This is a genomic window from Rhodococcus ruber (assembly GCF_027270735.1).
Classification (GTDB): Bacteria; Actinomycetota; Actinomycetes; order Mycobacteriales; family Mycobacteriaceae; genus Rhodococcoides; species Rhodococcoides rubrum_A.
Map to the genome: position 1 here is coordinate 16,630 of NZ_JAPWIJ010000011.1, position 13,204 is coordinate 29,833.

Genomic DNA, 13,204 nt, shown 5'->3' on the forward strand with positions numbered 1-13,204 from the left:
GTCAGGTAGGGCGGGCGCTAACTTCGCGACGCGTACGGTTTGCCCGCTGCTGCCGGTCCTCGCACGTGGCCCACCAGCCCGGCGACGGCGAAGATGGTCACCACGTAGGGCAGCATCAACATGAATTCGCTCGGCACCGGAGACCCGATGATGCCCAACACGTTCTGCAGGTTCGACGCGAATCCGAACAGCAGTGCGGCCAACGTCGCGCGCACCGGATCCCACCGCCCGAAGATGACCGCGGCGAGTGCGATGTAGCCGGCACCGGCCGTCATTTCCTTGCCGAAGGCTCCGACGGAACCGAGCGTGAAGTACGCACCGCCGAGTCCGGCGATGGCACCGGCGAGGCAGACGTTCCAGAATCGCGTTCGAGCCACGTTGATTCCGACGGTGTCGGCGGCTTGCGGATGCTCACCGACGGCACGCAGTCGCAGACCCCACTTGGTGTGGAACAGGCCGAAGAACACGAGGGCTACCGCCACATACATCAGGTACACGATCAGCGTCTGCCGAAACAGCACCGGCCCGACGATCGGAATTTGCGAGAGCACCGGAATGTCGATGCGCGCGAAGCGCGGTGGCGAATTGAGCGTCTCGGCGTTCTTGGTGAGCACCACCGAGTACAGAAAGCTGGTCAGTCCGACGACCAGGACGTTGAGCACCACACCCACGATGACCTGATTGACGAAGTAGCGGATGGAGAACACCGCCAACAAAGACGCGGTCAGCGCACCGGCCACCAGAGCCGCGAGCAGCGCCACGTAGGTCGACCCGGTGATCGACGCGACGACGGCGCTGACGAAAGCGCCTGCGAGCAACTGACCTTCGATGGCGATGTTGATGACACCGACCCGCTCGGAGATCACCCCGCCCATCGCGCCGAAGATCAGCGGTGTGCTCAGAGCGACTGCGCCGATGAGCAATCCGGGCACCGGGATGGTCTCACCGTCGGCTGCCCACGCGAGAAAGCCGAACACGAACAAGACCGCGAACACGGCGAGCAACCACAGCGGCGTCGGTCGGTAGCGCGAGGCCAGCAGCGCCGCATAACCGGTGATGAAGGCCAGCAGTACGACCACGACGAGACCGGTACCGTACGACGGCACACCCACTGCCGGCAGCGCGAAGAAGTCGTCCTCCGATGCCAATGCGAATGTACTTGTGCCCGAACCCTTCTTGACCACGAACAGCACCAGCGCAAGCAACGTCACGACCCCGAGGATCGACGGCACCTTCCAGCTGCGGCCGAGTACTGCCTCGGCGGGGGCGACGACGGGGGCGGTCACAGTGCACCCACCTTCGCGGTCTCGGCTTTGGCTAGCTTCTCTTCACCCGGTTTTGGCAATCGGAACACCGCTCGCACCAGCGGCGGCGCAGCGATGAACAGCACGATCACCGATTGCACGACGAGCACGATGTCGATGGGTACGCCCTCGGCTGCCTGCATGGCGAACCCGCCGGCCTTGAACGCGCCGAACAGTATTCCCGCGAAGAACACGCCCCACGGTTTCGATCGGCCGAGCAGTGCGACGGTGATGGCGTCGAATCCGATTCCGGCATCGATGTCGGCGCTGAAGCCGGTGGTGACGGTGCCCAATACCTGGGCAACTCCGGCAAGACCGACGAGCGCACCGGACATGATCATGGCGTAGAGATAGATCCGGTTGACGTTCATACCGGCCACCCGTGAGGCGTGGGGGTTCTCGCCCACTGCCCGGAAGCGGAATCCGAGGCTGGATCGCTCGAGCAGCCACCACACCGCGACGGTCACGAGGATCACCAGCACGAAACCGAGGTGCAGGCTGTACCGGTCGCCGAACAGCTTGGGGAACACAGCGGTCGACGCGATAGGCGCGGTCTTGGGATTGTTGGATCCTGGAGCCTGCAGAGCACCGGGGGTACGAAGCAGATACGCGACGAGGTAGAACGCGATGTAGTTGAGCATGATGGTCACGATCACCTCGTGAGCGCCGGTGCGCGCCTTGAGGAATCCGGCGATTCCGCCCCACACCGCACCGCCGAGTACACCGGCGACGACGGCGACCAGCAGGTGCAGTCCGGCCGGCAGGCTCACCCCGAAGCCGACCCAGCCGGCGCACGCGGCGGCGATCAGCATCTGGCCTCGGCCGCCGATGTTGAACATGCCGACGCGGAAGGCAAGGGCCACACCGAGTCCCGCGACGATCAAGGGAGTGGCGAACGTCAGAGTCTCGGTCAGCGGCCGGATGCCGTTCTCGAATCCGGGCCGACGGAAGTTGTACACCGAGCCCTGGAACAACGACGAGTACGCCCCGGCAACGGAATCCCAGATGGCCTTCAGCATGTCCGAGGGACGAGAGAAGAAGTAGCCTGCCGACTCCTGTACGCCGGTATTGGTGGCGGCGATGAGCACAGCACCGACGATCAGCGCGAGCAGTACTGCAAGAACCGAGATGATCGCACTGCCGGTGAAGATCTGCCGGAGCACTACGTGCGACGCGGACGGCTGCGGAGGTGTCGGGGGCTGCGGGGCTGTCGGGGGCTGCTGGGCTGTCGGGGGCTGCTGGGCTGTCGGGGGCTGCTGGGCGTCACTCACCGCGCTCACCGCCCATCATCAATCCGAGTGTTTCGCGGGACGTATCCCCGGGGACGATTCCCACGATTGCTCCTCGATACATGACGGCGATGCGGTCGGCCAGTGCGGCGACCTCATCCAGTTCGCTCGACACCACGATGACCGGGATCCCCGAATCCCGAGTGGCGACGATGCGCTTGTGCACGAATTCGATGGACCCCACGTCGATTCCGCGAGTAGGCTGGGCCGCGACGAACAGCCGCAGGTCGCGGCTCAGTTCACGTGCGAGCACAACCTTCTGCTGGTTACCACCGGACAGGCGTCCGACAGCGGTCCCGATTCCCGGTGCCCGCACATCGAATTCGCTCAACTTCTCCGATGCGAACTTCTCCAGATAATCGCGCTGCACCGCTCCGCGTCGCACGAACGGCATGCTGTTCGAGCGATCGAGCATCAGGTTCTCCGCGATCGAGAATTCGCCCACCAAACCGTCGACGGTACGGTCCTCCGGCACGAAGCCGACACCGGCGTCGAGTACGTCCTGCACCGTCGATCCGACGAGCGAGCGACCGTCGAGGCTGATCTTTCCGGACACGTTGTCCTGCAACCCGAGTAGAGCCTCGACGAATTCGGTCTGTCCGTTGCCCTGCACTCCGGCGACGGCGAGGATCTCCCCTGCCGCGACCTCGAGGCTGACGTCGTCGACGGTCTTGTTGCCCTGGGCGTCGAACACCGACAGATTCTCGATGACCAACGCCGCCTCTCCCGGGGACGCGGGATCCTTCGAGACGGTCAGCTGCACGTCGCGTCCCACCATCATGGCCGCGAGTTCGGTGTTGCTGGCGGTCGGTTTCGCTTCGCCGACCACCTTGCCGAGCCGGATGACGGTGATCTTGTCTGCCACTTCGCGTACTTCGCGCAGCTTGTGGGTGATGAACACGATGGTGGTGCCCGACGCCGCGAGCTCGCGCATGATCCGCATCAGATCGTCGGTTTCCTGTGGCGTCAGGACGGCCGTCGGCTCGTCGAACACGAGCACCTTGGCCTCACGAGAAAGTGCTTTGACGATCTCGACCCGTTGCTGGACGCCGACGGGTAAGTCGTCGACGAGAGCATCGGGATCGAGATCGAAGCCGAACCTCGCGGAGATCTCTCGTACCAGCTTTCGTGCTGCCACGAGATCGAGTCGTCCACCGAGCGAGGTGGTTTCGTTGCCGAGCACGATGTTCTCGGCAACGGTGAACACCGGAATCAGCATGAAGTGCTGATGCACCATGCCGATGCCGGCGGTCATCGCCTCGCCCGGACCGGCGAAATTCTGCTCGACGTCGTCGAGCAGAATCTGGCCCTCCTCGGCGCGATACAGGCCACTGAGCACGTTCATCAACGTGGACTTGCCTGCACCGTTCTCGCCGAGGAGACAGTGGATCTCGCCGGATTCGACGCTCAGATCGATATGGTCGTTGGCGATCAACGAGCCGAATCGTTTGGTGATACCGCGAAGTTCGAGCTTCATATCCCTTTACGACCGCTTGGTGCTACTTGGGTGCCGACGGCGACTCGACGGTGATGGACCCGTCGACGATGCCGGCCTTGATCGTATCCAGCTCGCCCTGCAGTGCGGGGTCGACCTGGGACTCGAAGTCGTGGAACGGTGCGATGCCGACGCCGTCGTTCTCCAGGGTGCCCACGTACGGAGCGTTGTCGAACTTGTCAGCACCGGAGTTGGCCACGACCTCGTCGACACTGGTCTTGAGGCCCTTGGTCACAGAAGTGAGCAGCAGGTCGCCGACCGAGGGGTCGGACTCGAAGACGTCGGCGTCCGCACCGATCAGGGCGACCGGACGCGAGGAGTCCCGAATGGCCTGCGCCGCACTCTGATAGATGGGTCCACCGACCGGGAAGATGACGTCCGCGTTCTGGTCGATCAAGCCCTGGGCGGTGTTCTTGGCAACTTCGTTGGCGGTGAATCCACCGGTGAACGAGCCGTTCTGCGAGGGCACGTCCCAGCCGATGACGCGGACTGCCTTGCCCTTCTGCTCGTTGAAGTAGTTCACACCGTCGGCGAAACCGTCCATGAAGATGGTGACGGTCGGCAGTTGCGAGCCGCCGAAAGTACCGACCACTCCGGTCTTGCTGTAGCTGGCGGCAGCGTAGCCGGCGAGAAATGCCGACTGCGACGCGTCGTACGTCAGCGGCTTGACGTTCGGCAGATCGATGGTGGAGTCGTCGATGATCGCGAAATCGATGTCGGTGTTCGCTTCGGCCGCGACCTTGGTCGCGTCGGCCAGGTCGAATCCGACGGTGACGATGAGGTTGCAGCCCTGATCGACGAGGTTGTTGATGTTGGGCGCGTAGTCGGTGGGCGACGCGGACTCGACGGTGCGCGGCTCGACGCCGAGCTCCTGGGAGGCTTCGGTCAAACCCTCGAACCCGAGCTGGTTGAACGACTTGTCGTCGAATCCGCCACTGTCGGAGACCATGCAGGGTAGGAAGTCACTGGATCCGCCTCCACCCGATCCTTCGTTCTCGGGAGCAGATCCACAGCCTGCGATCAGGGCGATGGCACCGAGCGACGCGACGCCGCCGAGTGCTGCCTTCCGCGTACTCGTGCGGGTAACGAATGACAAGATGTCCTCCAATTTAGATGTGCTTCGTCTGGTTCGGGACGCTACTCGCGCGGGCGAGGGTGCGCAGGATTTCACTCAGGAGTCCTTGTTGGGCTCGGCCTTCTCGGGCAAGCTGCCGCCTTCACGGAGTATTCGTGCTTCGTCCTCACGCACCATCACTGCCGGTCCCGCTGCCACCACCGATGGGTTCGGCGGCGTACCGGGTCTGAATACGTTGAAGAATACGTTGAGGACCACCGCCACGATGCTGGCGGCACTGATTCCGGAATGGAAGATGGTGACGAACCAGTCCGGAAATTCGTCCCAGAAGTCGCTCGCGACAACGGGAATGAGGCCGAACGCCAAGGTCACCGCCACGATGACAACATTGGAATTGTTGTCGTAGTTCACCTTGCCGAGGGTGCGGATGCCGCTGGCCGCGACGGTTCCGAACAGAGCGATGCCTGCCCCTCCGAGTACCGGCAGCGGGACGACTCCGACGACTGCGGCAAGTACCGGCGAAAGGCCCAGTAGCGCAAGCACGCCGCCACCCACCGCGACGACGAAGCGGCTCTTGATGCCGGTCATCGCCACCAGACCCACGTTCTGCGCGAAGGCAGTCGCCGGGAAGGTGTTGAAGATCGGGGCGACGGCCGAGGACACCATGTCGGCGCGCAGTCCGTCACCGACGCGCTTGGAGTCGACGTCGGTGCCGACGACCTCACCGACGGCGAGGATGTCGGCCGTGGTCTCGACCATGATCACCAGGATCACGATGGTCATCGAGACGATCGCGCCGATTGCGAAGATCGGTGAGCCGAAGGCGAAGGGGGTCGGTACGGCCACCACGGACGCGTCACCGACACCGCCGAAGTCGGTCTTGCCGACGATCAGTGCTGCGATGGTGCCGACGACGAGTCCGAGCAGAATCGACAGCCTCGACAGCCCTGGAATCTTGGTCATCACCAGCACGGCGAGGAGGGTGAACATCGCCAGCCCGATATTGGCGGGGTCGAGGTAGTTCGGGTTCGGGGCACCGCCCACCATTTCCTGCCCGGTGATCCACCGCGCTGCGACCGGCATCAGGGACAGACCGATGACGGTGATGATGCTGCCGGTCACCAACGGCGGAAAGAAGCGAATGATCTTCGAGAAGAACGGCGCGATGGCCAAACCGATCAGCGCGGCCACCAGAACGGCACCGAGCACCGTGCGCAATCCGGTTCGGCCGTCTTCCGCACTGCCGATGATCGTCAGGACCGTCGAAACCGAAGCAAACGAAATGCCCTGCACCAGCGGCAGTTGCGAGCCGAAGAACGGAATACCGACGGTCTGCAGCACGGTGGCCACGCCGCTGACGAACAGCGCGCACGAAATCAGCAGGGCTTGGTCGGCACCGGACAGCCCGGCCGCCCCACCGACGATGATCGGTACGGCGATGACGCCACCGAACATCGAGAGAATGTGTTGCAGACCGTAACCGAACATCTGCAGCACCGGCGGGCGGGCGTCCTCGGGCCTGGTCATGAGTGTCAGGCTATGAACCGGACGTTACGGGCAGCGACACCGACCCATTTCGAGCGAGTTACGCTTGCTCGGCCTTGTCTGCTCCCACCAGATGCTCGAACGCCTTCAGGTTCGCCAACGATTCGCCGCGCGAGACTCGCCATGCCCATTCACGTTTGATGGACTCCGCGAATCCCAGTTCGAGCAGCACGTTGAAGTCACCGTCGGCGGCCTCTAGGGTCTGGCCGAAGATGCGATCGAGTTCGTCACCGTCGACGGCCCGCAACGACATTCGACCCACGAGATAGATATCGCCGACCTTGTCGATGGTGTAATGCACCCCGTACAGCCGGCGGTTACGACGCAGCAGGTATTTGTAGACGCCCTCGAAATTTTCGTCGGGCTTGCGGCAGACGAACGCCTCGATGCGCACCCCGTGATGTCCGACGGTCAACATCGTCGTCGTCTTCAGTTTGCGTTCCCCGGGCAGTTCGACGGTGAACACTTCGCCGCGCCGCGTGTAGTCCAGTTCGCGATCCTTCAGGACCCGGTCGATCAGTTCGGCGGTCTCGCTCATGCAGTCACAGCTCCCGATCTGCGTAGTTTCGACAATCCTCGGACGCGTCGCGGCGAGAACTCGCTCGGTGCCTCGCCGCGGTCGAAATGGAATTTGGCCTGCCGGTAACTCTCGATGAGACCGTCTGCGGTGTGCTCCCACGAGAAGTTTCGGGCGTGCCGAGGTGCCGCACTTGCCATGTCCGCCAATGCCGCTCGATCCGAGAGCATGGACGCGAGCGCATCGGCCCAATCCTCGGTGCGGTGCCCCTGCACCAGCCGACCGGTCTCGCCCGATCGCACGGCCACACCGAGACCGCCTACATCGGCTGCCAACACCGGCGTTCCGCACGCCTGGGCTTCGATCGCGACCAGGCCGAACGATTCGTTGTAGCTCGGCACCGCAACGACATCCGCGGCGCGGTAGATCTGTGCCAGACGCGACGATGGTTGCGGCGGCAGGAACGTCACCCGCGGGGTGATCCCGAGACTCTCGGCCAGGTCTATGAGGCTGTCGGGCCGATCCAATCCGCTGCCCGACGGCCCGCCGACGATGAGGACCCGTAGCGGCGACGACGGATCTCGCTGCAGCACTTCGGCGGCCGCGGAGATGAGCACATCCGGAGCCTTGAGCGGTTGGATGCGTCCGACGAATGCGACGATCGACTCGTCGGGGTTCAGACCCAGCTCGGTGCGGGCCGCGAGCTTGTCCCCCGGATTGTATTGCGCCAGATCGGCTCCCGGCGCAACCACGTCGATCGAGTCCTGCGAGGCCCCGTAGATCTCCACAAGGGACTTCGCTTCCTCGGTCGTGTTGGCGATCAGCCGGTCTGCTTCGGCCACCACTTGCTGCTCGCCGATCTGGCGCGCCGCAGGCTCCGGTGAGTCACCATGCGCCAACGACGCGTTCTTGACGGCGGCAAGGGTGTGCGCGGTGTGTACCAGCGGCACTCCCCAGCGATCGCGAGCGAGCCAGCCCACCTGACCCGAGAGCCAGTAGTGCGAGTGCACCAGGTCGTAGTAACCGGGCTCGTGCCGGGCTTCCTCACGCAACACCCCGGCCGCGAACGCGCACAGCTGGGTGGGAAGGTCGTGTTTGTCCAAGCCCTCGAACGGGCCCGCAACGATGTTGCGGACCAGCACTCCGGGTGCTGCCTCGACGACGGGAGCGTCGGTCGACGCCGTCGCCCGGGTGAAGATCTCGACCTCCACACCCCGTTTGGCCAGCTCTTTGGCACTCTGCAACACGTAGACGTTCATGCCACCCGCGTCACCCGTTCCGGGCTGCGCCAGTGGGGACGTATGCAAGGACAACACAGCGACCCTGCTCAGCTGGTGTCCAGTCACTCGCTCAGTGTGCACGCCTCCACATTACGTCTCGATAACTACCCCTTCTGACGACCGGGCAGACTCAGACCGTCCGGGAGTGCAGCCTGCGGAACGACCCAGGCTGTCGACGAACTCGCTGACCTCGACGAAGAACCTCTCGGGGTCGGCGACGAACGGGCCGTGGTCGACGCCCTCCCAGTACGAGGCCACGGCCGTGGGAATCAGTTCTGCTGCGTGCCGTCCGGCGGAGACGTCGACGACGGTGTCCTCGGTTCCGTGCAGCACGAGGGCCGGGATGTCGAGGCTGCGCAGCAGGTCGTCGTGGCCGACCGCTCGATCGAACAGGGCGGCGCGAACCCGTGGCCTCGTGGACAGCGTCAACCCGAACAACGCCTGCGCCTCCGTGCCCTTGCCTTCTGTCGGCCCGGTCAGCGCGTGCCCGAAGCTACCGAGCGCCCTGATGGCAACGCGGGGCTCCTCGGCCATCGCACCGGGGATCGCCGCCCGCATGGCGGTCCCCACGCGTCCGCCCGCTTCTCCCCTACCGATGCTGGTGATCGCGCCGACGAGCACGATGCCCGCCACCGCGCCGGATCCGTGTTCGGCGAGGTAGTCACAGATGACCAGACCGCCGTAGGACCAGCCCAGGAGCACCGCGTCGGCGATGATGCCCTCTGCAGCGAGCACCGCCTCGACGTCCCCCGCCCAGATCTTCGAGTCGTCGTACCCCGTCGCAGGGGCGTCGGAGTAGCCGTGACCCCGCAGGTCGACGGCGACAACGCGGTAACGCTCGGCCAAGTTCGCCGACAGTCCCTCGCCCCAGCACGCCGAACTCTGCGCCCACCCGTGCAGCAGAACCAGTGGCCTCGCCTCGGGGTCACCGCTGACGCGGTAGACGATATTGGCTCCGTCGATCCCGACGGCCTGGCGAACCGGTCCTGCTGCAGGGGTGCTCATAGTAGGTGAACCTACGCGGCAGCTCTGCGCATCGAGGCGAGCGGATCGGAGTACAGAGCGCTGAGAGAGACCACCGTCGCGGCGTATTCCTGCACCCGGTCACCGAATCCGGTGACGCGAATATCCCGGCGTGCCAGCGTCGAATGCGCGGTGAAAGCCTCGCCCACGTGCGGGATTCCGGCCGGGTACGCGGTGAACGCTTGGCCCCCGAGTACGACGCGATCCGGATTGAACATGTCGCGCAGCAACGCCACCGTTCGGCCCAATATCCGAGCGCGCTCGACCAGCAGTTCGCGGGCCGCCTCCGAACCGCCCTGCGCCGCCTGGTACACCGCGGCGATACTCGGACGCGGTTGCGGCGCAAGGATTTTGCGGTCGACGGCAGCAGCGACCACCGCTCGGTCACTGACGGAGGCCTCGAGGCAGCCTCGATTACCGCATCCGCACAGAGCCGATGATCCGGTGGGCAGGTGCGCGATGGACCCTGGGCCGCTCGCCGGGGTGTGGACACGGCCGTCGATCGTCAGAGCCATGCCTGCGGTCTCGCGAGCGTAGAAGTAGAGGGAGGTTCCGCTCGAGCTCTGCGCAGCCGCAGTGTCCGACAGTCGAGGTGCGAGCAACAATTCCGAGGCTGCCATCGCCTCGACGTGCCCGGAGACCGAGATGGGAAGGCCGAGTCCGCCGCCGATGATGCCGGCGACGCGGCCGTTCTCCCACCCCAGTCGCGGGTGGTCGACGGTGCCGGTCGCGGTGTCGACACGGCCGCCGATGGCCACGCCGACCCACAGCGGCGTGCGGCGATGCCAGCGTCCGGCGAAAGCACCCGCACTGCGAGTGACGGAAGCCAGCGCCGCCTCGGAGGATCCACCCGGCGTGGGGATTTCGACGGCCCCGAGGATGCGCCCCCGCAAGTCGCTGACGGTGATGCCGGTGACGACGGCACCGATGTGAATGCCGATCGTCGAGAATGGTTCGTGGTTGACCTCGAACGGCACCCGGGGCCGTCCGATTGCGCCCGATGCCGTCAGGTCTGCGCGCTCGCGCAACAGCCCGACACCGAGCAGGGCCGATACCTGACGATTGACAGTGGCGATGCTCAATCCTGTTGTGCGAGCTGCGCTGTCGCGCGAGATCGGGCCTTCGACGCAGGCCACTCGCAGCACCGACGCCACGGGGCTGTCGACGATCCGCAGATCGGGTGCGACGAGTTGGACGCGCGACGCGGGAGCGGCGATCCGTCCGGGCGAGCGCAGAGCGGGGCGAGCATGGTGGTGGTGCAGCGTGGTTACGGACATCCGTCGTGGATCCTCAGCAGTGGAGACCTTCGTCGCGAATCAACAGCGACGACGGTGCGAAGTGATGCAGGTCAAGGGGCGAGCACGGTGGTCACGAAAGACCACGACACGCGAATCGACTGCCCGTAGCGCGAAAAGGCTAGAGACAGGTTCCTTGGCCGAGACAACACAGTTCCCGAGGAAGCGGCAAGCGAGAACCGAGGGACGCGGTCACATAGGTGACCCGCATCGCGGTGGTCTCACTGGCGGACATGAGTCCAAAATTAGCACTCGACGCCCGATTGTCCAATCGGGCCCGTCCAGAAGCGCTGTTTCTCCCGAACTAGAATTTCCCCATGACCTCGCCCGAACACATCGCACCCGATACCCGAATCGCCGTCGTCACCGGAGCGAGTTCCGGCATCGGCGCGGCCACCGCCCGCCAACTCGCCGCCGACGGATTCCACGTGGTCATCGGTGCCCGCAGACTCGACCGGCTCGAGGAGTTGGCGTCGGACATCGGCGGCACGGCCCTCGAACTCGATGTCACGGACGAGGATTCGGTAGCGGCCTTCGCCGCGGTGATCCCCCGCGTCGACGTTCTGGTCAACAACGCAGGCGGCGCAAAGGGACTGGCTCCGGTGATCGACGCCGACCTCGACGACTGGCGCTGGATGTGGGAGACCAACGTCCTCGGCACGCTGCGGGTCACGAAGTCGTTGCTGCCCAAGCTGATCGACTCCGGCGACGGCCTCATCGTGACGATCACCTCGGTTGCTGCGTTCGAGGCGTACGACAACGGCTCGGGGTACACCTCCGCCAAACACGCTCAGGCCGTGCTGCATCGGACGCTACGCGGCGAACTACTGGGTAAGCCGGTGCGGTTGACCGAGGTCGCACCCGGTGCCGTCGAGACCGAGTTCTCGCTCGTCCGCTTCGACGGTGACGCCGCCAAGGCCGACGCCGTCTATCAGGGCATCACGCCACTGGTGGCGAGCGACATCGCCGAGGTGATCGGCTTCGTGGCCTCGCGCCCGTCGCACGTCAACCTCGACCAGATCATCATCAAGCCGCGCGATCAGGCCGGTCCGGGGCGCTTCTCCCGTAAGTAGCGGCTTCGCCGCATGTGAGCGCTCTACCCAGCGGGTGCGGGTGCCGTCGTCGTCGCAGGTGCCGTGCTCGCAGGGGTCGTGGTTGCGGTCGCTCCGCCGGCAGGTAGCGCCGACATCGACTCCCAGGTCGGCCAGTCGATCGCCCAGTCGTACAGGTCACCGTCTGCTGCGGACAAGTCGATGCGGGTGCCGGTGACCTCTACCGGATCGCCGTACATCGCTGTACCGAAATACTGCTGCGCGTCCTCGGTGGAGAGGTTGATACACCCGTTGGTGACGTTGGACGCGCCCTGCACGCCGGTGGTCAGCGGGTTGGCGTGGATGAACTCACCGTTGTTGGAGATGCGCACGGCCCAGCGTTCGCGCACGTTCTCGTAGAACGGCGGGTTGGACATCAGAAAATCCTCGTGCTTCTCGGTGACGACGTGGATGCCGCTGCGGGTGACGTTGCGGTCCTCGTTGCCCTCGCCGTAGCTGACGGGGATGTCCATGATCGTCGCGCCGTCGCGGACCACCTGCATGCGGTGGCTGGTGGCGTCGGCGACAACCACCTGGCTGCGTCCGATACTGAAATTCAAGGTGACGTCGTCGGCTCCGTATGCGCCGTCGCCGTAGTCGACGCCGTAGAGCTTCGCGACCACGGACACCGTCGTACCGGGCGTCCAGTAGTTGGTGGGACGCCAGTGGACGCGTGAGCCGTTGTCGTCGGGGAACCAGGCCCATGCGCCGGGAGTCGGCGGGTCGGTGGTCACCGTCAACGCTTTCTCGACGGCCGCCTTGTCCTCGATCGCCGAGTCGAACTGCAGGATGATCGGCGCGGCGATGCCGACTTCCTGGCCGTCGCCGATGTTGGTGCTCACCGAGGTTCGGCTGTCCGGTTCGACGGTGGTGAAGGCACCGTCGACGGGCACGGTCTTGTTGTCGCTGCCGACGGCCGAGCCGGACCACGTGTACTCGACGCCGTAACCCAGGGGTTCGGTGACGGCGTACGAGGTCTTGTCGGGTGAGAGTGCACCCTGGACGACCTTGCCCTCGGGGTTCGTCAGCGCAACCTCGACGAGCGTTCCGTCGGCCACGGAGACCGAGATGGGCGCGACGGGGCTGATGTCGACGGCGCCGGCGGCCGGGTTCGCGGTGACCTTCGCAACGGGCGCGGCCTCGGTGGTGGGGGCTGCGGCTCCCGAACCTCCATCGCCGGATCCGACGGTGCAACCTGCCACCAACGCCACCAAGGCGACGAGCACGGCGATCAACCACACCGCTCGCGTCCGTTTTGTCTGTTCTACCTGCTCATGCACGTTATCCAAC

The 13,204-nt window shown here is 65.2% G+C and carries 11 protein-coding genes; 1 reads left to right on the plus strand and 10 read right to left on the minus strand.

The window, feature by feature from the left end:
• Window positions 1-17: 17 nt before the first annotated feature.
• From O4220_RS22585 to O4220_RS22625, 9 genes are all read right to left on the minus strand, one after another.
• Entirely contained in the window at window positions 18-1,286 is a 1,269-nt protein-coding gene (locus tag O4220_RS22585) for an ABC transporter permease (protein ID WP_269607742.1), read from the minus strand.
• Entirely contained in the window at window positions 1,283-2,575 is a 1,293-nt protein-coding gene (locus O4220_RS22590) for an ABC transporter permease (RefSeq protein ID WP_269607743.1), read from the minus strand. Before O4220_RS22590 ends, O4220_RS22585 begins: the two co-directional genes overlap by 4 nt.
• On the minus strand, window positions 2,568-4,070 hold the full coding sequence (locus O4220_RS22595; protein ID WP_269607744.1) for an ABC transporter ATP-binding protein: 1,503 nt from the start codon (window positions 4,068-4,070) through the stop codon (window positions 2,568-2,570). The genes O4220_RS22590 and O4220_RS22595 overlap by 8 nt, the downstream gene beginning before the upstream one ends.
• Before the next feature lie 22 nt (window positions 4,071-4,092).
• A complete protein-coding gene (locus tag O4220_RS22600; RefSeq protein ID WP_269607747.1) occupies window positions 4,093-5,184 on the minus strand; it encodes a BMP family lipoprotein in 1,092 nt (363 codons plus the stop codon).
• A 75-nt stretch (window positions 5,185-5,259) separates the two neighbouring features.
• Complete coding sequence (locus tag O4220_RS22605; protein WP_269607748.1) at window positions 5,260-6,690, minus strand: nucleobase:cation symporter-2 family protein; 1,431 nt, start codon at window positions 6,688-6,690, stop codon at window positions 5,260-5,262.
• A 58-nt stretch (window positions 6,691-6,748) separates the two neighbouring features.
• The gene (locus O4220_RS22610) at window positions 6,749-7,246 is read right to left on the minus strand and encodes a YbjN domain-containing protein (RefSeq protein ID WP_032380356.1); all 498 of its coding nucleotides are present in this window, start codon (window positions 7,244-7,246) and stop codon (window positions 6,749-6,751) included.
• A complete protein-coding gene (gene mshA, locus O4220_RS22615) occupies window positions 7,243-8,571 on the minus strand; it encodes a D-inositol-3-phosphate glycosyltransferase (RefSeq protein WP_269607749.1) in 1,329 nt (442 codons plus the stop codon). Before mshA ends, O4220_RS22610 begins: the two co-directional genes overlap by 4 nt.
• A 24-nt stretch (window positions 8,572-8,595) precedes the next feature.
• Complete coding sequence (locus O4220_RS22620) at window positions 8,596-9,510, minus strand: alpha/beta fold hydrolase (RefSeq protein WP_269607750.1); 915 nt, start codon at window positions 9,508-9,510, stop codon at window positions 8,596-8,598.
• Between the two features lie 11 nt (window positions 9,511-9,521).
• Window positions 9,522-10,805: an ROK family protein gene (locus tag O4220_RS22625; RefSeq protein WP_269607752.1), complete on the minus strand. Its 1,284-nt coding sequence runs from the start codon at window positions 10,803-10,805 to the stop codon at window positions 9,522-9,524.
• Window positions 10,806-11,140: 335 nt separating this feature from the next.
• Between O4220_RS22625 and O4220_RS22630 the strand changes: the two genes are divergently transcribed.
• Window positions 11,141-11,896 carry an SDR family NAD(P)-dependent oxidoreductase gene (locus O4220_RS22630; RefSeq protein WP_032380354.1) on the plus strand — a complete coding sequence of 252 codons (756 nt, stop codon included), beginning with the start codon at window positions 11,141-11,143 and terminating at the stop codon, window positions 11,894-11,896.
• A 23-nt stretch (window positions 11,897-11,919) separates the two neighbouring features.
• On the opposite strand, the gene O4220_RS22635 is transcribed toward O4220_RS22630, so the two are convergent.
• The gene (locus O4220_RS22635; RefSeq protein ID WP_269607754.1) at window positions 11,920-13,194 is read right to left on the minus strand and encodes a L,D-transpeptidase; all 1,275 of its coding nucleotides are present in this window, start codon (window positions 13,192-13,194) and stop codon (window positions 11,920-11,922) included.
• Between the last annotated feature and the right edge of the window lie 10 nt (window positions 13,195-13,204).